The sequence below is a fragment of the Myxococcus sp. AM011 genome, from assembly GCF_013372595.1.
Classification (GTDB): domain Bacteria; phylum Myxococcota; class Myxococcia; order Myxococcales; family Myxococcaceae; genus Myxococcus; species Myxococcus eversor.
Window position 1 is genome coordinate 23,948 of sequence record NZ_JABXEM010000013.1, and the last position, 21,707, is coordinate 45,654.

The 21,707-nt window shown below is 67.3% G+C and carries 19 protein-coding genes; 8 read left to right on the top strand and 11 right to left on the bottom strand.

What is annotated here, in order from left to right; genetic code table 11:
• Both HUW62_RS04605 and HUW62_RS04610 read left to right on the top strand, forming a co-directional pair.
• Positions 1–174 (top strand): hypothetical protein, encoded by a 174-nt coding sequence (locus HUW62_RS04605; protein WP_176433672.1) that lies wholly within the window; start codon positions 1–3, stop codon positions 172–174.
• A 23-nt stretch (positions 175–197) separates the two neighbouring features.
• The gene (locus HUW62_RS04610) at positions 198–734 is read left to right on the top strand and encodes a hypothetical protein (protein WP_176433673.1); all 537 of its coding nucleotides are present in this window, start codon (positions 198–200) and stop codon (positions 732–734) included.
• Positions 735–1,026: 292 nt separating this feature from the next.
• Here HUW62_RS04610 and HUW62_RS04615 read toward each other — a convergent pair whose 3' ends face one another.
• From HUW62_RS04615 to HUW62_RS04630, 4 genes are all read right to left on the bottom strand, one after another.
• Complete coding sequence (locus tag HUW62_RS04615) at positions 1,027–2,052, bottom strand: tyrosine-type recombinase/integrase (RefSeq protein WP_176433674.1); 1,026 nt, start codon at positions 2,050–2,052, stop codon at positions 1,027–1,029.
• 464 nt (positions 2,053–2,516) lie between these two features.
• On the bottom strand, positions 2,517–2,999 hold the full coding sequence (locus HUW62_RS04620; protein WP_163870678.1) for an MgtC/SapB family protein: 483 nt from the start codon (positions 2,997–2,999) through the stop codon (positions 2,517–2,519).
• A gap of 72 nt (positions 3,000–3,071) precedes the next feature.
• The gene (locus HUW62_RS04625) at positions 3,072–4,472 is read right to left on the bottom strand and encodes a DUF2254 domain-containing protein (protein WP_176433675.1); all 1,401 of its coding nucleotides are present in this window, start codon (positions 4,470–4,472) and stop codon (positions 3,072–3,074) included.
• 362 nt (positions 4,473–4,834) lie between these two features.
• The gene (locus HUW62_RS04630) at positions 4,835–5,185 is read right to left on the bottom strand and encodes a calmodulin (RefSeq protein ID WP_163870680.1); all 351 of its coding nucleotides are present in this window, start codon (positions 5,183–5,185) and stop codon (positions 4,835–4,837) included.
• A gap of 632 nt (positions 5,186–5,817) precedes the next feature.
• Here HUW62_RS04630 and HUW62_RS04635 point away from each other — a divergent pair.
• Positions 5,818–6,324: a hypothetical protein gene (locus tag HUW62_RS04635; protein WP_163870681.1), complete on the top strand. Its 507-nt coding sequence runs from the start codon at positions 5,818–5,820 to the stop codon at positions 6,322–6,324.
• 31 nt (positions 6,325–6,355) lie between these two features.
• Here the strand turns inward: HUW62_RS04635 and HUW62_RS04640 are convergent, their stop codons facing one another.
• Positions 6,356–7,015 (bottom strand): pentapeptide repeat-containing protein, encoded by a 660-nt coding sequence (locus HUW62_RS04640; protein ID WP_240357130.1) that lies wholly within the window; start codon positions 7,013–7,015, stop codon positions 6,356–6,358.
• 208 nt (positions 7,016–7,223) lie between these two features.
• Between HUW62_RS04640 and HUW62_RS04645 the strand changes: the two genes are divergently transcribed.
• From HUW62_RS04645 to HUW62_RS04655, 3 genes are read left to right on the top strand one after another with little or no spacing between them, the layout of a single operon-like run.
• Positions 7,224–7,895: a carbonic anhydrase gene (locus HUW62_RS04645; protein WP_163870683.1), complete on the top strand. Its 672-nt coding sequence runs from the start codon at positions 7,224–7,226 to the stop codon at positions 7,893–7,895.
• 2 nt (positions 7,896–7,897) lie between these two features.
• Positions 7,898–8,956, top strand: a complete 1,059-nt coding sequence (locus HUW62_RS04650) for a cytochrome-c peroxidase (protein WP_176433676.1) — start codon at positions 7,898–7,900, stop codon at positions 8,954–8,956.
• 8 nt (positions 8,957–8,964) lie between these two features.
• Positions 8,965–9,351 carry a hypothetical protein gene (locus tag HUW62_RS04655; protein WP_163870685.1) on the top strand — a complete coding sequence of 129 codons (387 nt, stop codon included), beginning with the start codon at positions 8,965–8,967 and terminating at the stop codon, positions 9,349–9,351.
• Between the two features lie 6 nt (positions 9,352–9,357).
• On the opposite strand, the gene opgC is transcribed toward HUW62_RS04655, so the two are convergent.
• Together opgC and HUW62_RS04665 are read right to left on the bottom strand one after the other, a co-directional pair.
• Positions 9,358–10,446, bottom strand: a complete 1,089-nt coding sequence (gene opgC, locus HUW62_RS04660; protein WP_176433677.1) for an OpgC domain-containing protein — start codon at positions 10,444–10,446, stop codon at positions 9,358–9,360.
• A gap of 46 nt (positions 10,447–10,492) precedes the next feature.
• Complete coding sequence (locus HUW62_RS04665) at positions 10,493–12,466, bottom strand: CotH kinase family protein (protein WP_176433678.1); 1,974 nt, start codon at positions 12,464–12,466, stop codon at positions 10,493–10,495.
• A gap of 182 nt (positions 12,467–12,648) precedes the next feature.
• Between HUW62_RS04665 and HUW62_RS04670 the strand changes: the two genes are divergently transcribed.
• Entirely contained in the window at positions 12,649–12,954 is a 306-nt protein-coding gene (locus HUW62_RS04670; protein WP_176433679.1) for a hypothetical protein, read from the top strand.
• Positions 12,955–13,112: 158 nt separating this feature from the next.
• Positions 13,113–14,438 (top strand): ferritin-like domain-containing protein, encoded by a 1,326-nt coding sequence (locus HUW62_RS04675; protein ID WP_163870689.1) that lies wholly within the window; start codon positions 13,113–13,115, stop codon positions 14,436–14,438.
• 17 nt (positions 14,439–14,455) lie between these two features.
• Here the strand turns inward: HUW62_RS04675 and HUW62_RS04680 are convergent, their stop codons facing one another.
• The 4 genes from HUW62_RS04680 to HUW62_RS04695 all read right to left on the bottom strand — a co-directional run bounded on the left by HUW62_RS04680 (position 14,456) and on the right by HUW62_RS04695 (position 21,600).
• Entirely contained in the window at positions 14,456–15,727 is a 1,272-nt protein-coding gene (locus HUW62_RS04680) for an RNA polymerase sigma factor (RefSeq protein ID WP_176433680.1), read from the bottom strand.
• Positions 15,728–15,779: 52 nt separating this feature from the next.
• The gene (locus HUW62_RS04685) at positions 15,780–16,142 is read right to left on the bottom strand and encodes a YciI family protein (protein WP_163870691.1); all 363 of its coding nucleotides are present in this window, start codon (positions 16,140–16,142) and stop codon (positions 15,780–15,782) included.
• Positions 16,143–16,245: 103 nt separating this feature from the next.
• A complete protein-coding gene (thiD, locus tag HUW62_RS04690) occupies positions 16,246–17,070 on the bottom strand; it encodes a bifunctional hydroxymethylpyrimidine kinase/phosphomethylpyrimidine kinase (RefSeq protein WP_176433681.1) in 825 nt (274 codons plus the stop codon).
• An 87-nt stretch (positions 17,071–17,157) separates the two neighbouring features.
• Positions 17,158–21,600 carry a hypothetical protein gene (locus HUW62_RS04695; protein ID WP_176433682.1) on the bottom strand — a complete coding sequence of 1,481 codons (4,443 nt, stop codon included), beginning with the start codon at positions 21,598–21,600 and terminating at the stop codon, positions 17,158–17,160.
• Positions 21,601–21,707: the final 107 nt, after the last annotated feature.

A 21,707-nucleotide genomic window follows, 5' to 3' on the forward strand; every position in this document is an offset into this window, starting at 1 on the left:
ATGGCCGTACCGAACGACGCGCTCGAACAGCTCCCGCCGCCTCATTGTCCGTACCTCGACGTGGACCTCGACGACGCGGTCACCTTTGACGTCGCCGACTTCCACGAACTGCGCTTGCTGTCGGCGGTGGGTGGGGAACCCGAGGCCCTTCACTTCCAGGTGGCCGACCTGTGACGGCGCCCGCTCGAACTCTCCTCGTGGCGCTCGACCCGGGGCTTCGCGAATGTGGCGTCGCGATCTTCGACCTGGACTCGGGCGAGCTGCTCGCGGCGGGCATGCCCACGAATCCCGAGCGGAAGGCCCGAGGGCTTCCGGCATGGTCTCGGATGGCCGAAGGGGTGGCCACGTTCGTTTCGTCGCTCCTGGAGCCACTCAGGGCCGCAGGCGGGGCTGTCTCCATCACAGTCGCGAGCGAGTGCCCCCAGGTCTACACGGCTGGGAAGAGCAAGGGCGACCCGAACGACCTCATCGAGCTTGCCGGTGTCGTCGGCCGCGTCGCAGGTGCGTTGGGAGCAACGTCGGAACGGAGCTACCTGCCGCGCGAGTGGAAGGGGACCCTCGACGGTGACGTGATGGTCGAGCGCATCAAAGCGCGCCTCGGCGAGCGACCGCACGAACACCTTCGCGTGCAGCTCCCGCGCGCGTCGGACAAGCACCACAACGTTTGGGACGCCATCGGCATAGGCCTTCACGTCGTCGGCCGACTCACGCCCCGGAAGGTCTTCCCGAGGTGAACATGAGCGCCCCTGGAACGAACCGTCCGCTTCCGCTGCTACTGTCCAAAAGGAAAGCCGCCTTGCTACTCGGCATTGGGCGCGGCAACACACTCCAGTCCCTTATCAACAGCGGGGCAATTCGCACCGTCAGCGTTGCCGGGAGAGAGCGGATACCACTACAAGAGGTGGAACGCATCGCGAGAGAAGGAACGCACGCGCATCCGTCCACGCGCTGTACACACCACGCTCCGCGTCCCCGACGGAAGCAAGTAGCAACCGTCGGGGATGCCATACGCGCAATCCGGCTGGATTAGAACGGGGTCGGCACCTTCTGCGGAACGGCGTGCGTCGCATAGAATCGCTTCGTTGTGCGTTCGCTCTTGTGGTTGAGGAATGCGGCAACTGCTGCGGGATGCGCTCCGGCATTGATTGCCCACGTGGCGACCGAGTGCCGCATGTGCCCGGGCCGAAGATGCTCTTTCAGCCCGGCAGATGTGCTCGCCCGCTCAAACTCACGATGGAGCGCCCAATAGTCGACGGCGCCAGCCGCTCGCAATCGGGTGGCCGCTTCTGCAACCCCGGCACTCACTTCAGTGCGCAGAGGTTCGCCCGCTTTTGTTTGAGGGCACGCGAGCACGCGCGCACCATTCATCGGATGAACCTCGACTGATCCACCAGCAACGAAGCGAGACAGCTCGTTGAAGTGCCACCCGGTACCCGCCAGCACATCGAGCGCATCACGCCATGTGCCAGCAAGATGCTCGCGGACCGCACGGAGCTGTTCGAGCGATACAGCTTTCACTGTCGTCCACTGCTCCGGGCGAGCCTGCGGCACCGAGAGACCAGCGCTCGGATCTTCGCGCTTCTCCATTACGTGGCGAACCTTGATCAACCAGCCACAGAATGCCTTCAGCGTGGCAATGTGCTGTTTTCTACCAGTCTTGGCATCATCAAGCGCCTCGACGAGCCGCGACGTCTTCAGCGTGCGGAGGTCAGACGAGCCGAGGCGGTCAGACCACCACGCAAGCGAGCGCTGCTGGTCATTGACCCATTTCTCCGAGTTCTTCTTCTCGGCCTTTGACCAGCGGAGGAACTCTTCAGCCAGCTTTGCGGAGAGATGGATACCAGCATCTTGTATTTGAGCGACTCCCGCTGGCTTGTAGTTAGCCGGGTCCGCTTCAAACCGTTTGAGCTGTTCATGTGCTGCTCGGCTCGTATGGCAGCGGGTACTAACCTCAAACAGCCTCCCGCTGATCTTCCGATAAATGTAGTAGGTCTCGCGCCCTTTGCTGTCGGCACGAATGTATCCGCCGTCCCATGGTCGTCCCTTGGCCATACCTGGATCCTAGCGGTTCCTGGGGCCGGTAGGAAGCAAGTAGGGACAGGGCACTTCTGGCGGTGGTTCTCCCTCTGAGGACATGCAGGTTTTAAGTCCGCTGCGTCTGCCTGTTCCGCCACTCGTGCGCCAGCAATTCCAGCACTTTACCGCACGCCTCTCCTCTTTGCACCCGAGTGAAGGCGTCCAAGACCGCTTGCTACCCAAATTCCCTGACGAGGTGAAGCAGATCATTTCCGAGTGGGCCGAAACCCAGGCTGGCGGTAGGCCATACCATGAGTGCGCGTATCGCTTCGTCAGCTCAATGAAGGTGTGTCGAAAGACATGCCATCCATTGCGGATATGCGGTTCCGTGCGACTGATCACCGCTGTGAGGCCGCCAGCCCCCAGCAGGTGTGCGCGAGAGCGCCCACACGAAGGTGGCCTCCAGGCTCGAGGACACGCATCACGTCACGAACCCTGGGTCAGGACCGCCCGCCTTCCTTCTGCTTCTCACGCAGCTCTCGAAGCTCATGCATGACGCGTCTGCGATGGAAGACCTTGAGCTCCAGCAGACCTATCAACCAACTCGAGAGGGCGATGGATGGCGCGACGAGGGCGGCGAGCCGGGGGCTGCCCAGCGCGGCCTCACAGCCCACCGCCGCGGCAATCCAGATGGATGCGGCCGTCGTGATTCCAAAGATGGAGCTTCCCTTCTTGAGGACACTCGCCGCTCCCACGAACCCGATACCCGACGCCACGCCCTGGATGATGCGCAGCGTCTCGGCGGGCTCCGCCCCCACCAGGTTCGCCCCGGAGGTACAGAAGAGCGCGGCGCCGAGCGTCACCAGGTAGTGGGCCCGAACCCCGCCCGGTCGCTTGCGGTAGGGCAGGCCCAGGATGATGCCCGCGCCTCCCGCCACGAGCAGTCGGATGAGCAGCTCTCCATTTCCAAGCTCCGCTGCCATGTCAGGCTCCTTCTCCGCGAGCGCACGCCCAGGAGGGTCTCTCCCGCGGAGTGCTCGCCAGGAGCATTCCGCTCAGAAACCGATGGCCGGGAGCGGCGGCCAGGGCCCGCCCGCGAGCGCCCGCTCCAGGGCTTCCGTGTGCTCGCGAAGGGCTGAAGCTGATGCCGTGCCTGGCTGGGTCTGCTCCGAGACTGTCCGGATGGAGTGCAGCAGCTCGCGAGCCACGCGCCGGTCCTCCGAGGCTGTCGCGCGCTGTCCCACGGCGGCTGTCATTCGCAGGAGCCGGAGCACCACGGCGGGCTCGGTGGCGCCATAGCGGAGGATCTGGTCTGTCGCCAGCGTGAGGTAGTCGCCCAGCGAGGCCCCTCGCAGGAACACGCGCGGAGTTCCCGCGTCATCCGCCAAGACGCGAGGACCCAGTCTCATCGTGCTCAGCCCGCACAGCATGAAGGTCAGCTGGTCCACGGCCTCGACGGCCGTGTACGGGTCATTGATTCCCGGCGACAGCGCCTTGATGGCCACATCCACCAACTGACGCACGCCCAGGGCAATGTCCCGGTCCTCGTCCCGCCAACGGTCCATGCGGATGGCGCGGAGAATGAGCTCCTCGGCGGCCTCGCGCTGAGCGGATGGTCCAGAAGCTTCCGGCTCGGCCCAGCCCACCTCTTCTCCCTGAAGCACCGGCTCGCCAATGGCTCTCTCCAGGTGGATGGCGAGTCGCTTCTCCGTCGCCACGGACAGGAGCGCCCTCGCATCGATGGTGGCGATGAAGCCATCACTCCGGACGAGGATCGGCCACGCTTCCGCCAGGCGAGCACGCGCTGGCGGCGGCGCCTCCATGTCTTCCGAGCGGAATCTTTCGAGCATTCGCGCGACGCCCAGCGTGTCATGACGTACTCGCCTCACCAGGTTCTCCACGCGCATGAGCTGAAGCGTATTGAGCACCTGGAAGACGAGCGCGCCCTCGCAGGCGATGAGCAAAAGCATGGCCAGTGCGAGCGCCGGGCGCGGTAGGCTCTCGGAGCCGGAGACAAACCCAAACTCATGTGTCGCCACCAGACAGAAGACGCTCGTGGCGACGAAGACCGGGATGACCACGCGGATGCCCGCGCTATGCAGATACAGCCGCAGCAGGCGCGGCGAATACTGGCTCGCGGCGCTCTGCACCACGAGCATGGTCAGCGACAGAACGATGCTCAAGGAGGTCAGCGCGATACCCAGCGTGGCCGAGAGCATGCCCCGTGCCTCGCCGGCCGTCGCCTGCCAGGCCGCGCCACTCAGGCCCCTGACCACGGTGTGCGGCGCATCCACGAGGAAGACGCCCAGGCAGGCGCCTGCCACCGCCGCCGAGACGGGTGGAATCCACAGTTGATGGCGCATCCACCAGCGGATGGCCGGCTCCTCACGCGGGCCCGTCCGTCTGCCCCCGTCAGGTCGTGCCTCCGCTCGGGTCAGCGCTCGAACGCCCGCCATGTGTCCTTCCCCCTTGGGCCGGCGGTCCTGCCTGTGCTTCACCCCTCGGGCGCCAGCTCCCGCGGGTTGTCACGGCGGACGAGTGAGTGCTCCATCCTCTGGATGCCGCCAGGACGAAACCTCCCTTGACGAAGCTGGGGCCTTCCGCGCGAAGGAGCAATGACTGCCCGACCCGGACAGCAGGCGTTCGCACCGTCAGCCGTGTCATGTCCGCGCGGGTCCAGCGCGGCCTCGTCCGCCGCATGCGCCAGCGCGTTTGCCTTGGATGAACGAGGTGGACGGGAGCCGCTGTAGGTGCTGCTGCCCGTCCCGCCAGGTCCGCCACAGAAGGGCGAAGAAACGCGCGAGTGCCGTGGTGCGCGCTACGTCACTTCACGCGTGAGCCTGGAGTCCCACGGGCACCAGTGGCTGCCCGGCAGGAACGCGCCTCCCGCTTCATCCAGGTGGTCCTCCGCGTACAGCATGTTCGCGTCACAGACCTCGATGGCCATCGTGAAGAACGCGATGGTGGACGGGTCCAGATGGAACGAGAACTTCGGATTGTACGGCTGCGTCCTCTTGATGATTCGCCCATGCACGTGGATTTCGTTCGTCTCCTCGCCAGAGAGAATCCGCCGTGCATGGGTGTTCGTCTTGTCATCCGTCAGCTCGATGATGAACTCAGCTACAGGCGAGCCTGGCTGGGTGAATGCGAAGCGGACCGCGTTTGCCATTGCGGACTCCGGGGTTGGGAGTTGTGGCTTCTGGCGTTCGAATGGTGTGTCGTGGAAATGAATGACCCACTTGGGGTGGTCATCACCCAGGGTCGGCTCAGCCGGACCCCGTTGTGAAACCCACCTCCCAGCAGTCATGTGGGTCTGTCTTGAAGTCGTGGTGGCGCAGATGTGTAGGTCTGACGTGTATCATTCACACTCCGGCCTCTCGCTGACTCGTTGCGACTGGGGCAGACGCCTTGAGATACAGCCGCCTCATTGGGAGGCGTCGATGCCATTCAGACCGAATCTCGGAAACAGCCTGAGCAGACTTGGACAAGGGATGAAGCCCTTGTTGAAGCCGCCTGACCTGAAGCACCTCAAGACGAACGTGGGCCCACCGCCCGGGCAAAACAAGCCCGCCCCCAACGCGCGCCTGGAAGCATTCGCCCCGACGTCCAGGCCGCCATCCACCAGGCCCCTCACCACGGATACCAGGCCGAAGCCCACCACCTCCACGAAGCCTGACCCCAGGCCCGGACCGACAGCTTCACCTCTGCCCCGAAACCCAGCAATTCCCCTCCCATCAACCCCAGTGTCTCGGTCCCGACAAGAAGTCGCTCGTCGCGGACACGCCGTTTGGCCCGGTGACGTTGACGCCATTTCCGAACAATGACCGGGGATTCAAGGTCTCCACCCGCGCCGAGAACTTCAACAAGGTCCCGGTGGGGGACAAGTACACGGACCTGGTCCATGCGCTGCGTGAGAGCAAGGCCAGCGACGCGGCCATCGCCAAGGAGCTTCTGGACGGTATCGAGGGCAGCGCCCTTCCTCCGCCAGGAAGGCGGGCCATCTCCGAGGGCGCACCGACGAATGCCGCGGCCAAGCTCCTGGCCATCACCCACATCTCCGAGCCTCAGCGGTTCAACGGGGCCGACAAGGTGGCGCGCGGCGCACTCCATGCGGTGATGGATGGCTCGATGACGCTGGACCAGGCTTTCGGGAAGGAACGACCCGGCTTCCCCATGGCCGATAAAGCCGACTACATGCGCCGCGTCGTCAACCTCGAGAACAAGAATCTCCGAAATCGCCCGGAGCTGCCTCACGGGTTCGAGGACCTCGGCGGTGACATGACCGATAGCAGCGATGATGAAGCGTAGTCCGCTCACGATCGCGGGATGAGGCTCTGCGCTACCGGGCCTTCTTCTTCCCTCGGGGTGCCACCTCGTCGTGATACCCCGCGACGAGCATGCCGAGCGTCTTGGCCAGATGGACCACGGAATCCAACGGCACCCGGGTGTCCTTCATCCGGTTGTGCGCCGGGTCCAGGAACGCTCCCTGCGTCCCCGAGAAGTCCGTCCGCGTGAGCGTGCAGCCCCGGAAGGTGCTTCCAGTCAGTTCCGTTCCGGTGAAGTCCGAGTCGGTCAGGTCCAGGTCGAAGAAGTTCACCTCGCGCGCCACGCAGCGCAGGAACTCCATCTTCCTCAAGCTGAGTCCGACGAACGAGCAGTAGGACAGCCCTGAGTCCGCGAAGGAGAACTCCGGGTTCGACCCGATGTTGCTCCAGTCGATGCCAATCAACTTGCAACTCTCGAATCGCACGTCCCGCAGCGCGACCCGGCCGAGCTGCGCTCGGGTGATGTTGCTGCCACGGACGATGCATGCCTCCAGGATGGTGTCCTTCCAGCGGCTCTCTTGGAGCTGACAGTTCTCGAAGGTGCAGCGATAGAACTCCTTGTCGGCCAGGTCGGCGTTCTGGAGGTCGAGGCTCGTGAAGGTCTCGTTCTCGAAGTACGCCTCTCGCAGCAGGCGCTGCGTTCCCTCGGCTCCGGCTCCATCGTTCTCGCTCACGAAGCCAGTATCTCCATTTCCCCAAGGTCCATCGGCTGCGATGAAGGGAGGCGCCGTCGCGTCGCTTCTGGCGGCAATCAGGACTCTGAAGTTGCATCGCGGGGCCCAGGTGTGGGCAACGCGGGCCGCTTCGATGTGGCACGGAGGACGACACTCTTCTCGACATCGGGGTTGTCGGCGCCCCCGCTCTTGGGGAAGTCTCCTCTCCATGGAGAAACTCATCCCCGGCCTGCATCACTTCCAGACGGAGGTTTTTCGCTCCAAGCAGGAGCTCTACTCCCGACTCGCGGAGGCGCAGAGCCCCGAGGTGCTCTTCATCACCTGCTCGGATTCGCGCGTCCTCCCCAACGAGCTGACCAGCGCGGGGCCCGGCGAGCTGTTCATCATCCGCAACGCCGGCAACATCGTCCCTCCACACGGCACCCCCAACAACGGCGAGGGGGCCACCATCGAATACGCCGTGGCTGCGCTGGAAGTGCGCCACATCATCGTCTGCGGCCACACCCGCTGCGGCGCCATGCAGGGCCTCCTCCATCCCGAGCAGCTGTCCCGCCTCCCGGAGATGCGCGACTGGCTTCGCCACGCGGAGAACACCCGCCGCATCGTCCAGGAGAGCTACGGCCACCTGACGGGCCCCGCGCTCCAGGACGCCGCGGTGATGGAGAACGTCCTCGTGCAGGTCGAGCACCTGCGCTCGCTTCCCGTCGTCGCGGAGGGGCTCGCACGCCGCAAGCTCAACCTCTACGCGTGGGTGTACCAGCTCGAGGACGGCTCGGTGCACGCCTATGACCCGGACCTGGGACAGTACGCTCCCGTGGTCGCCGTGGACGGTGACTCCGCTCGTGCCCGCGGTCGCTTCGGCCTCCGTCAGGTGTTCTGAGCATGCGCTGGGCCGCGATGGCGGGTCTTTGCCTGACGCTGACGGCATCGGCGTCCGGACCCAATCCTCCGCGCCTGGAGGCTGTCGCCGCCACGGCTCGGCGGGAGGCCCTTGGTCGCGCGCTGTTCTTCGACTTGTCCCTGAGCGCCGATGGTCGGGTCGGCTGCATGACCTGCCACCTGCCGGAGCGCGTCTTCTCCGACAGGGATGCTCGCTCACTGGGCGCGCATCTCCGCGTGGGCACCCGGAATGCGCCCAGCCTGCTCGACGTGGCCGAGGCTCGGACGTTGTTCTGGGACGGTCGGCGCACCTCCCTGGAGGCGCTCATCCTCGACCCGCTCCTGCATCCCCAGGAGCACGCGCTGCCGTCCGCCGAGGAGCTGGTGGTTCGCGTGCGCAATCGCCATGCGGCGGCCCATGCGCTGGCCTTTCCCGACGAAGAGGTCTCCGCGCGGACCATCACCGGATCCATCGCCGCCTATGTGCGGACGCTCAAGTCCGGCGAGTCTGCGTTTGCTCGCTTCCATTTCGGCAAGGACTCCACCGCGCTCGACGAGGCCCAGCGCCGGGGACACACGCTCTTCATGGGCCGCGCCGGCTGCGCTCGCTGTCACACCGCGGGGCCCAAGGCGGCCCCCTTCACGGATGGGGCATTCCACGCGGGTGTGTTGCCGAAAAAGCTCCGCTCCAGGTTGCCCACCGTGGCCCGCGAGGTGGCGAAGCTGTCCGAGGCCGAGCGCTTCTCCGCCGTGGCCTCACGAGAGGAGGTGGCCGCGCTGGGGCGCTTCGTCGTGAGCCTGCGTCCGGAGGACATCGGGCGCTTCCGCACTCCCAGCCTGCGCAATGCGGCCCTCACGGCGCCCTACATGCACGATGGCAGTGTCCCCACATTGAGCGAAGCCGTGGCGCACGAACTGAACTCCCGCGTGAGCCGGCGGACTCCGTTCACCCCTCGAGATCATGCCGACCTGGTGGCCTTCGTCGAGGCGCTCACCAGCGCCTCGTTCTCCGAGCTGGGGCACACTGAAGTGATTCCGAACCTCAGCAGCGTGAGCCAGTAAGGACCTCCATGCCACGGCCTGAAGAGACCACGTTCCTGAATGTCGACCTGGACCTCAAGAGTTCGTTCGGCATGTCCAAGTTGCTGAGCGCGTTGGGCGACTCGGTTGCCCCGCTTCACGCAGAGGACGGGTTCGCGTGCCTGGAACTCGACGAGCAACCCGAGTCGCCCGAGGAGGCGGTGACGCGTCTGGCGACACTCATCACCCGCCTCCCCATGGATGCGCGCGAGGAGTGGGACCGGTGCTCGGAGCGGACGCTGGACATCGGCATCCAATCCGGTGCCACGCCGCATCAGGTGTGCTACCGGCTCCCCGTGGCGGCACTCGCACTGGCGGCGAGCATCAACGCGGAGGTCGTCATCACGGTCTACGCGTGCCCCGCGCCGTCGCCCTGACCTCCGTCACCCCGTGAGCGTCGCGCGCCGTCGGTGATGCAGGGCGACGATGACCATGCTGGCGAACGTCACCACCAGCACGGCGAGTTCCTCCAGGCTGTCGAGCGGGGCCTCGTTCTCGTTGATGAGCGCCAGACTCAGTAGACACAACACCAGGTGGACGCTGAAGACTGGCAGTGACGCGCTCCCCAGGAGCACCAGCATCCTCGGCTTCAGCCAGTGATAGATGTGCGGTGAGCCCCGGTCCGCGAGCACCGCCAGCGCCAGGAAGTTCACCAGCCGCAGCGGCGCCAACGTCCACTTGTCCAGGAGCACCGGCTCGCTCGCGAGCCACACGAAGGGCTCCACCTCATACCGCGCCAGGAGGAACAACACGCCCAACACCCACGCGCTCCCCAGCACCACGGAGGACGCGCGCTCCTCGGGCAGCTTCACACGGGTCCGCTGACTCCCAGTCCACACACCCAGTACCCAGAGGAACTGCCAGGCGAACAAGTCGAACGCACCGGACTGGTCGATTCTGACCGGCAGCCAGGTGAGGTCTCCCAACCACGTGTACAGGGCTCTCTTCAATCCGAGCTGCGCCCAGAACCACACCAGTCCACTCAGGCACAACACCTTCGTCCAGCCCGCCGTCCTCGCCGCGAGCAGGACGAACGGTGTCAGGAACAACAGCACGACATACAGCGGCAGGATGTCGAGCAACGGCGGGCAGTACAGGAGCAAGAGGCTGCTCAACAGCGCGGTGAGCGGCTCCTGATGGTAGAAGTCGAGCAGGTTGCGGATGGCGGGCCGGTTCGCCAGCCAGCCCACCGTGCCGATGACCGTGAAGGCGAAGAGCAACAGCCCGACATGGTGCGCGTAGACCTTCAGCGCCCGCCTTCGCAGGCTCGCCCACAGGCTCAATGGCGTTTCCCACGTCTTCCCATGCGAGACGCCCACCAGGAACGCCGACAGGAACACGAAGCCCTCGGCCGCCGAGACGAACCCGAACGGCTGGCTGCTGTACGCGTGCAGCCGGGTGGGCAGGTGCGTCAGCGTCATCAAGACGAGGAGCAACCCCCGCAGGGCATCCAGCTCGGGTCGGCGTGGCATGAAGACGTGGGGCGTCCGGGCGCGGAGGGCGGGCGCCCTCGGCCCGTCACGGCGCGCCCAGCTCCTGCTCCAGGTGCGCTCGCAGCGCGGCAGGCCGCCGCATCGCGGTGTCTCGCATGGCCTGGATGGCCTCCCTCCAGCGCTCCATCGAGGACGGGTTGCGCCACCGGCCGATGTGCTCGGGCATCTCGGGCGCCAGCCTCGCCTCCGCCGCGTCGAGCCACGCCACGACGCGCTCCGGTGCGAAGGTGTTCTCCAGGTGCCAGTGGAAGCGGGCGATGAACAGACCCTTGAAGTCCGGGGACTTCAACAGGCTTCGCAGCAACACCTCGAGGGGCTCACCGATGCCGTCGCCACGCAGGAGCCTGCCCAGTGAGTTGACGTCGGGCCCCTTCATGAAGGTCGCGTCCAGGTCATACAGCAACCAGCGCCAACGCCCATCGCCCGGGCCCGGTGTGCCGTCGCCCGTGCGGTTGCGCCAGAACTTGATGTTGTTGTTCGGCCAGTCCTCGTTGTCGAAGTAGAGCTGCGCGATGTGGTAGTCGATGAAGTCCTCCACATCCATCCGCTCCAGCACGTGCGCGTAATGCTCGGGCACGGACAGGTCGTGCTCCCGCACATACGTCAGCAGCTCCTCGTACGGCAGGATGTCCTCCAACTCCCCCGTGTCGAGGCCGCCGGCATTCTCCAGGATGACGATGTCCTTGCGCTTCAGCCCGTGGTGGGCCGCCAGGTAGTACTCGTCGTACCGCTCGCGCAGTTCGTGCAATCCCCAGTACTCGCCATTGAGGAACACCACCGCGGGCCGACAGGCCTGGAGCGCCAGCGACGTGTCGCGCAAGAGTCCCTGGAGGACGCAGTCCCTCAACTTGGAGACCTGCTGGTCCTGTCCCGAGGTGCGCACCAGCAGGCGCTTGAACTCGCGCAACGAATGGCCCGGGAAGAGGTCGGCCTGGAACAACTCCGGGCCATAATCTTCCTTCGCATACAATCGCAGACTCTTCTGCGGCAGCGCCGCGCTCCCCGAGCCGTGGATGCGCACCCCCGCGTTCTGCGCAAGCACGGGCGCGCCGGATGTCTCGAACCACTCGACATGGACCGGGCGCTCCCAATCCTTGCCATCCTGCATGTAATTGCCCGTCCCATAGCCCTCCGACCAGTCCGGAGTCTCTTCATGGACGCGGCCCGGCACATAGATGCCCTGGACGGAGTCGAAGAAGTTCGCCGCGTCCGTCACCAGGGACAGCACGGGCAGGGTGTAGGGCCGCTGGCCAATGAGATACGTCCGCGCCTGTCCCGCCCCCACGGGCAGCTCACCCTCGAACCGCTGGACGCGCACCACCGTGCCGAGTGTCACGGGAGACGTGGGAGGCTGCCAACGCCAGGACTCGGGCGCGTCCTCCGGATTGGTCCGGATGAGGCTCAGCGGGGCCGGCTGTCCGGCCCGGTTCAACAGCGCCAGCGGCGCGGTGTAGACAGGAGAGGAGGGGCCCGGAGTCGAGCCGTCCAGGGTGTAGCGCGTCGTCGTCTCAGGCGACGTGGGCAGCGTGAGGAGCGCCTCGGAGGCATACAGTCCCTCCGGCGCCGCGAAGCTCAACCGCTGGAAGTCGAGCCGGGTGCGATTCTCCGTCCCGGTGTCGTGATAGGCGATGATTTCCAGGGCCTGGCTCTCGTGAGTCGGCTGCCAGGGAATGCTCCACCGCCCATCGGGCTCCAGCACCGCCTCGCCGACGAGCACCGTGCCCTCATAGACAACCACCCGGACGATGCCCGCATCGACCCGGAAGCCCCCACGCAGGACGTGCTGCTCATTGTCCATGGCGTCGATGGTGAGGTCCGCATCGGGCTTCTGCTCCACCCGCTCGCCGGCGTCCTCACTCGGAGTGTCCCGACACGCTCCCAACGACAGCAGGAGCAGGGCGAGCGCCCCGGGAAGCGTCAGCCTCCCTGGCGAGCCGCGGCCGCGCGGGCGCGCCAGGACCTGGCGCCCCGGAACTTCGGGATCTGACGACGGAGTCATGTGGGGGGCACGCTGCTGGGGACCTGGGGGGTGACAAGAACCACGGGTCCAACAGCAATACTCGTGCCTCAAACTATCTCCCTGAATTCATGGAGTAGTGTCGGAAGGGCGTGGCAGTGTGCCACGCTGGGGATGGCGGATTGCCATGGCGGCTGCTCACTCGAGCGAGGGTGGGACTTGCGATGACGGAGCCAAGACCCCGGCACTGTGCGACGTGTGGGCGTGCCCTGAACCCCCGCGAGGTCTACTACCGCTTCAACCTGGTGCTGGAGGGCGAGCAGGACGTGCTCGACTCCGGTGACGAGGCTGAAGACGGGGACAGGGACGCACTCGCGGAGCTGGTCCAGCGGTTGGAGGATGGGCCAGAGGACGCCAGCGAGTTGGAAGACCAGGTCCACTGGGAACGTGCGGGCGTGGTGTGTTCGGCCTGTCGCATCGTGGTGGTGCGCATGCTCGACGAAGGCGCGGCGACGCCGCGGCCCCACTGACGTCCCGGGCACCGGGAGGCGTCTTCGCCACCTCAGATTTCTGAGCAGGTGGGGAGAAAACGGCGTGCGCTTGTCAGCGTTTCAGACGTCTCTCCGAGTGACGCGCTCCTGGCCCCTGCATTGCTTTTGGCACCGGGTTCACTCGATGGGAGCCTTTCATGGACTCGAATCAACTGCGGCAGCTCTTCGCGAAGGCCCTGCGAGCGTCGCTGGCCTCTCCATTGTTGTTGGCCGGCTGCGGTGGCCTGGACCTGAAGGGCTACTCGCCTCCCGTGTGTGAGGATGGTTGGAAGCTCGCGATGAGCGGCCTGTCCCCCGCGACGCAGCCGGACCTGGTGCAGCTCCGTCGGAGCCAGGACACCGGGGACCAGCGCGACCCGCGCTTCCATGAGGTGCTGTCGTCTTCGGGCACGGCTTGCGCGACGGCGTCCCAGCCCGCGACGTGTCAGGCGGAGCTCGACGCCCTGGCCCCCGAGGGCGGCTTTCGTTCCTCCTGTGACTTGTTCTGCGAGTCGTATTACCTGGCGACCACGGAGGGCGACACCGTGGCGGCGAAGGCCTCGCTGGAGGCACTCCTGAGCTTCCTGGGTGCCATCGACACGCCCCAGGAGGCCCTGCTGCGGGTCTTCGCGGACGGCTACACCGTGAGCTGCTCCCAGTTGGAGCGCGGCGCGGTGAAGGCGAACGGGGACGGCACCTTCAACGTCGTCGCGAGCAAGGGCTTCGCCTGCGGAGAGGGGACGAAGGAGACGCAATACCTCTTCCAGGTGTCGGCTACGGGCGAGGTGGTCGAGAAGGACAGTGAGGTCCTGAAGCGCGGCGACAAGGGCTGCTCCGTGGGGCGTCGGCCGGCGGGACTCCAGTCGGATGGCGTCGTCGAGTGCGCGGATACCGTGGGGCGGCACCTGGCGCTCGTCGCCCACCTGGAGGCGGTCTCCATCCAGGCGTTCCTTCGGCTGCGCGCGGAGCTGGCGCTTCATGGCGCTGACGTCGAGCTCCAGGATGCGGCGCTGCGCGGCGCGATGGACGAGGTGATGCACACGGAGGTGTCCGGGCGTCTGGCCCGGAAGTACGGCGCGACGCCGGAGCGGCCCCAGGTGGCTTCGCTTCCGCCCCGGCCGCTCGCGGAGGTGGTGTTGGACAACGCCGTGGAGGGGTGCGTGCGCGAGACGTATGGCGCGCTGGTGGCCCACCACCAGTCCCTGCACGCGGAGGACTCAGAGGTGCGCGAGGTGATGGCGCGCATCGCCGAGGACGAGACGCGGCACGCGGACCTGTCGTGGGCCGTCGACCGCTGGGCGAGCGCGCGGCTTGCCGAGAGCGAGCGGACGGCGGTGCGCGAGGCCCGGCTGCGCGCCGTGGAGACCCTGCGCGCGGAGGTGGCCGAGCCAACTGATGCCGCGCTCATCCGCGAGCTCGGTCTTCCCACGCCGGAGGTCGCCATGGCGATGGTGGACACGCTCTCGCGCGAGCTCTGGAACTGAGCCGGGAGTCATTCGCGTCAGGACGTGGGCGGGGTGCTCGCGAGCACCTCGCGAAGGCGCTCCTCCAGGAAGCGCCGCTCGGGCTCGGTGCGCACCAGCGCGAGGGCCCTGCGGTACGCCGCCTCTGCTTCGCGCCAGCGCCCCAGGCGGCGAAGCAGCTCCGCGCGGGCCGCCGGCAGCAGGTGATACGCGGTCAGCCTGCCAGAGGACTCCAGGTCGTCGACCAGCGCGAGTCCCTGCTCCGGGCCGCGCGCCATCGCCACCGCCGCCGCGCGATTGAGCTCGACCACCGGGCCCGGGGCCAGCTCGGTGAGCCGTCCATAGAGGGCGGCGATCTGCTCCCAGTCGGTCTCCGCCGCGTGCTTCGCCTGGGCATGGAGCGCCGCGATGGCCGCCTGGACGGTGTAGGGCCCGTGCGCGCCCAGCGCCAGCGCCGCGTCGAGCTGCTCCAGGCCCTCCTTCATCTCCGAGGCATCCCACAAGCTCCGGTCCTGCCGGTCCAACAACACCAGCCCCCCGTCGTCGGCCACGCGCGCGCGGCGACGTGAGTGGTGAAGCAGCAGCAACGCCAGCAACGAGGCCACCTCGGGATGGCGCGGCAGCAGCGAGCGCGTCAGCCTCGCCAGCCGCAGTGCCTCCGCGCACAAATCCATGCGCAAGAGCTCCATGCCCTCCGTCGCGGAATGGCCCTCCGAGAAGAGCAGGTAGATGGCGTGCAGCACGCCCCGGGTGCGCTCGGCCAGCGCGTCCGGCTCCGGGATGACGTAGGGGATGCGCGCGTCGCGAATCTTGCGCTGCGCCCGCACCAACCGCTGCGCCATCGTCGCGGCGGGCACCAGGAACGCGCGCGCCACCTCCTCCGTCGTCAGGCCGCACAGCGTGCGCAGCGCCAGGGCCACCTGGATGTCCTCCGCCAGCGCCGGGTGACAGCAGGTGAAGAGCAGCCGGAGTGAGTCATCCGGATGCGCCTGCCAGTCCCTGCCGTCGAGCGTCGGGGCGAGCTCCTGCTCCACCCTCGCGATGACCTCCAGCGCGTCCACGCGTGCGCCGAGCCGGGCGCTTCTGCGCACCCGGTCCACCGCCTTGTTCTTCGCCGCGCGCAACAGCCACGCGCGCGGCTCCGTCGGAACACCCTCGCGCGGCCACTGGAGGAGCGCCGCCTCGAAGGCCTCCTGCACCACCTCCTCGGCCGAGCCGAAGTCTCCGCCCATGACGCGGATGACCGTGGCGACGATGCGGCCATAGTCGTCGCGCCAGGTCCGCTCGAGCAGGGACGGCAGGTCCGTCATGAAGGCTCCACCCAGGCCCCGACCTCCACGCCCGGGGCCCGGGCTTCGGGCCTCAGCCCATGGTGCCGGAGAAATCCACCACCGGGCGGATTTCCACGCAGCCCAGCCGCACGCTCGGAATGCGCGAGGCCAGCGCGATGGCTTCGTCGAGGTCCTTGGCCTCCACCAGGAAGAAGCCTCCGAGTTGCTCCCGCGTCTCCGCGAAGGGGCCGTCCGTCGTCAGCCGCTTGCCATCGCGCACGCGCACCGTCGTCGCCGTCTGCGTCGGCTGCAGCGCCTCACCCGAGACGAAGTTGCCGCTCTTCTGGATGGAGTCCGTGTAGGCGGAGTACTCACCCATGAGCTGCTCGGTCTCCGCCTTGGGCATCGTCTCCCAGGCCTTCTCGTTCTCGTAGATCATCAGCAGGTACTTCATGGGGTGGGTCCTCTCGATATGGGGGAGCGCAGTCTCCCGCCGAGGAGTCGATTGGGGATTCGGGAAATCGACAGCGGTTTTCGGGAGGATTTTCCGGACCGCGTCAGGAGGGCGTCCCCAAGGGGGAGAAGTGGCTGAAGGGGCCATGGCCGCGCCCCAGGGCGAGCGGGTGCTCCAGGGCGGAGGTGACGTGGGCCTTGGCGCGACGGGTGGCTTCCCAAGGACTCTGTCCCAGGGCGAGCCAGGCGGCGATGGCGGCGGACAGCGTGCAGCCGGTGCCGTGGGTGTTGTGCGTCTTCACCGCGCGCAGGAACAGCGTCTCCAGCCGCTCGCCGTCGAACCAGACGTCCAGCCCGCGAAGCTCGCCGGCCATGCCCCCGCCCTTGACGAGCACCGCGCGCGGGCCGAGTTGATGGATGCGCCGCGCGGCCTCCTTCATGTCCTCCAGCGTGTTCAGCTCCATCCCCGCGAGCAGCTCCGCTTCGTGCCGGTTGGGAGTGACGACGTCGGCGAGCGGGAGCAGGTGTTCCTTCAGGGCCCCGACGGCCGAGTCGTCGATGAGGCGCGCTCCGGCGCGGGACACCATGACGGGGTCCACCACCAGCGGGCCCAGCTTCAGGGCCTTCAGCCGCCACGCGACGACGGAGATGATGTCGGCGTTGACGAGCATGCCCGTCTTCACCGCGCCCACGCCCAGGTCCTCGGCGACGGCGTCCAACTGCGCGGCCACGGCGGCGGCGGGGAGGACGTCCACGCGGGTGACGCCCCGGGTGTTCTGCGCGGTGATGGCCGTGAGCGCGGTGGTGCCGTGCACGCGGTGGAAAGAGAAGGTGTTCAGGTCCGCCTGGATGCCGGCGCCACCACCGCTGTCGGAGCCGGCGATGGTGAGCGCCGTCGGCACGGGCTTGGGAGTCTCCATGGGCCGCATGCTGCGGCACCCGGAGCGTGGGAGCCACCCCAAATTCCGGGGGCGGGCCCGCCTCGTCGCGAGCCCGCACCCGGAGTCACCCCGACGTCAGATGGCGCTGCCCAGCGTCAGGAAGACGACCTCCGCCGCGCGCACCTGTCCCACGCCGGTGAAGCTCGCCGTGTCGATGAGCAGCGTCCACTCGCCCAACAGGCTCCGGTCATGGAAGGAGTTGGTGGCTGGCGTGGAGCCACCCAGGGCGATGCTGCACGCGTCCACGAACGAGGCCGCCTGGAAGGGCGTGGCGCAGGCCGCGTTGGCGATGTCGCACGCCGGCAGGCCGGACCCGCAGGCGGAGAAGGACACGTAGTGGAGCACCTGCCGGGTCCCTCCAGAGGTGTAGTTGTCCCTGCTGAGCAGCTCGAACTCGGCGAAGTGGTTGCCGAGCTTGAAGCCATCCATCGTGTCGCGCACCAGCACGGCCGGCACGGTGGCCGTCGTGCCGCTGGTCGTCACCACGTTGACGCGCACGTTGCGCACGCGGTGGCCCTTGCGCAGGGCCAGGAGCGGTGAGGCCGCCAGGTCCGTCGCCGTCACCTGGAAGCGCGCGCCCCGGTACGTCGTCGCCCCGTTGACCAGCTCGCCCAGGGGCTTGAGTCGCTCCAGCTCGTTGGCCGACAGCGCATGGAAGTCGCTCGCGGGCAGGCGTCGGTAGTACTGCGCCGGGCTCTGCACGGTGTGCGAGGCCAGGCTGTCCAGGCCCTCCACCAGCCGCGTCTTCATGTCCGGGTAGTTGCCCAGGTGGAAGTCGATGTTGTCGCGGAACGAGGCGGGAATGGCGCTGCCACCGGTGCTCGGGTCGAAGGGCAGGTACTGGTACTCCGCCACGCGGATGAGCTCCCAGTAGCGCATCGTGAGCTGGTCCAACGTGCGCAGCGCCCGTGCGTACACCTGCTGGCCGATGAGGAGCTGGTCGAACTTCCGCAGCTCCGTGCCGCTGCCGAAGTTGAGGATGTCGTTGAGCGCGTCGCGCGCCGCCACCGCGTTGCGCTGGCGCAGGAGCACCGTGTCGCGCTCCATCAGCGCCAGCTTGTAGTCCGCCTGGGCCTTGACGAGCTGGGCCTGGAGGTCCAGCAGGTCCAGGGTGATCTCCACCTGGGACTGGGCCAGAATCTCCTTCTTCACCTCGTCCGAGATGACACTGCGCGCCGGGCTCTTCTGGCTGCCGGAGACGACGTCCCAGAGCTGCGTGCCACCCGTCGTCAGCGTGTCCTTGAAGGGCTTCGTCTTCGCCGCCTCGGTGGCGCTGGTCTTCAGCGCCTCCCACACCAGGGATTGCACGGACGTGCTCGCGCTGCTCGTCGGCCCGGCGCCGGGCACGGGCGTGGCGCTGGTCTCCGACTTGAAGCTCTTCTTCACCTCACTCCACAGGCTCTCCGCGCTCTTCCCCGCCAGGGCGGTGGCGAACTGCCCCCCGTACGCGGCGGCCACCTTGCCGATGAGGTCCAGGACGAAGTCTCCGAAGTTCTTGTTGTTGGAGTTGTAGTGGTTGGTGATGCGGGTGTCCGTCGCCTGGATGCTCTCGGTGAGCTGGGTGATGGCGGCCTTGCGGTTGTTCATGGACGTCTGCAGGGCGGTCAGCGCCGCGTTCGCCGCGGTGATGCGCTGGTTGGCCACGGCCTCCTCTGCCTCCAGCGCGACGACGTCGGCGTTCATCGCGGCCTGGTTCTGCGTCATCCAGGCGGACAGCTGCATGCCATTGGAGAGCGCGAGCCACTGGTTCACCGAGCTGTCCAGCACGTCGTAGAGCGAGTCGAACTCCGCGCGGAGCTGCTCGTAGCGCAGGTGCGAGTTGAAGGGGGTCTCCCTGGCCAGGCCGTAGAAGTTGCGCTGGCCCTGGATGTAGCTCAGGCGGGTGACGTCGTGGGCCATCAGCGGGCACAGCGCGCCGTACAGGTACGCGGAGGAGAAGGGCGCCTGCGCGCCGAGCGGCTCGTCACACACCAGGCCCGCCTGGGCGAGGATGCCACCCATCTCCATGACGTTCTGCATGTAGATGAAGGCGGCCTTCCGCAGCTCACCGCGCTTGAAGTACGTGTTGCCGTTCGCCTGGGCCACGCGCCATGACTGGGGCGCGAGCAGCGCGCGGAGCATGTCCACGTCCCGGCGCGCCGAGCGGAGGATGCGCTGCGTGCCAGCGGTACCGGTGGCGCCAGCCGTGCCGGCGGTGGACTTGGTGCCGATGAAGCAGGTGCGCTGCTCCTCCCGGGGGGTGCAGAGGTAGGTCTCCCAGTGCTCACACGTGCCAGGAGGGGACTCCAGCACCGTCACCGTCACCGTCTTGGATGCGCGGTTGCCGCCCAGGCCCTTCTTGCCGCCCACGGGGGCCGCGGTGACGAGCTCCGCGCGCGTGTCCACGTAGCGTCCGTTGTAGGACTCGGACAGGGACACGGAATGCCACGTCTGCACCTTGTTCCTGCACGCCAGATCGCCGATGAAGGGGCTGTTGCGGCAGGTGGTGTCGGCGCAGTCCTTGAACCCGTCGTTGTCGTTGTCCAGGCCGTCCGTGCACTGCGCATAGGTGTTCTCCTGCGCGCCGCAGACATTCCCCGTCAGGGGGCTGTTGCCGCACTGGAAGTCAGCGCAGTCCTTGAACCCGTCGCTGTCGTTGTCCAGGCCGTCGCTGCATGTGGCCGCGGTGGCTTCCTGGAGGAAGGGATAGTCGTCGGGCTCGCACACCTTCACGTACGGGTTGTTCGCGCAGTTGGAGTCCTGGCAGTCCGTCTTGCCGTCGCCGTCGTTGTCGATGCCGTCCGAGCAGGCCTGCGGGGTGCGCTCGGTGCCACACGCGGAGAGCACGCGAGGGTTGAAGCGGCACTCGTAGTCGTCGCAGTCCTTGTGGCCGTCCAAGTCGTTGTCGATGCCGTCCGCGCAGGCCGCGTCGCTCGCCTCCTCCAGGCCGTTGGTGAGGACCAGCGCCGGGCCCAGGTTGCAGTATGGGTTGCCGAAGCAGCCCGGGTCCGAGCAGTCGCCCAGGCCGTCATTGTCGTTGTCGATGAGGTCCCGACACTCCTCGTCGCCGCCTTCACCCGCCTCCCCGCACGTCGTCGAGTAGTTCTGGCAGGAGAAGTCGGCGCAGTCGGTGTACCCGTCGCCGTCGTTGTCCTTGTCATCGTCGCAGGCGTCCTCGGAGAACTCGCTGTTGGACGGGCGCGACTGCTGACAGAAGCCGCGCAGGCGGCACTTGGTGTCGGCACAGTCCACCGCGCCATCCCCGTCGTTGTCCTTGGCGTCGCTGCACGCCTCGGCGGAGGACTCCTTCTGGATGGGGCTCCACGTCGCGTCCGAGCACACGGTGACGTGGGGGTTCTTCGAGCAGGCGTAGTCCTGGCAGTCGGCGTAGCCGTTGTTGTCGTTGTCGATGCCGTCGCTGCACTGGGCGTTGTCCGCCTCCGTCAGCAGGTCGCACAGGGCGATGGCGGGGTTCCACCGGCAGCGCAGACTCTGGCATTGCAGGTCCTCGTCCATGAAGCACTGCTCGGGCGTCACGGGCGAGGCCTTGTTCGGTTCGTTGACCAGGCCGGGACCGCGCAGGGACGTGTAGCGGATGACGACGTCGCCCGAGCGTCCACCGTTGCCGCCGTTGCTGCCATTCTGGGGCGCCTTGATGACGGTGCCGGTGCAGTTGAGCTTGGGGTCGGGGCCGTTGTTGCCGGTGATGGTGTGGTTGATGGCGGTCGACGTGCCATCCGCGCCCAGCCAGCCGTCCTCGCCGCGCTCGGCCGTGGTGTTGACGCGCACGCCGTTGAGCTCGTTGGTGTAGAGCACGAAGCTGCCGCCGTTCTGTCCGCCGCGCCCGGGCGGCAACACCGCGTCGTCCGGATTCGGGTCGGCCTGGGCGGTGCGCACGCCGGGGACGGTGCGCAGGGGGAAGCCTCGGGACGTGTACGAACCGGAGGCGATGACGAGCGTCGCGCCGCCCGTGTCCACCGGGCCCGCCAGCTCCACGCTGGGGGCGACGATGACGATGGCCGCGTACTTGCGCTGCGTCGGGTCCTGCTCGGAGACCTCATACAGGTTGGCGCAGGCGTGGCTGAAGCTGCACGCGTTGCCGGGCAGTGTCTGCCAGGTGACAACCGGGTTCTGCAGGGCTTGGACGCCGTCGGCGTTGGGCAGCAGGGCCTGGTTGCCCTTGAGGAACACCGGATAGTCGCGGGCATACGACGTCAGCACGCGCACCTTCTCGGTGGGCTGGTGGCGGCCGGTGAGCACGCCCCGCAAGTCGTCGAAGCGGGGGCTGGGGAGCACCGCGAGCAATTCGCCCACCGTGGTGTCCATCGTCGCCGGGCCCGCGGGCAGGCCGCGCAGCTCCGAGAACTCCATGGGCGAGGAGAACGCCAGCGGCTGCGAGGTGGTGCCCGTCTCCAGCTCCTCCGCCGGAGGCCCGTCCTCTCCTGGCGGCAGATTGTCTCCACAGGCACTCAACACCAGCGCACAGGCCATTCCCCAGACTCGCCGCCGGCTTTGGCGGATGCTTCCCAAGAAGTTCATCGTGGTTGCTCCTTTGCTGGCGAGGTGAACGGCGACCCCCGGATTCCTTCTCTGGGAATTCATGGGACGCCGGAAATGGGAGCTGAAACGAGTTACCATCCCCGCCC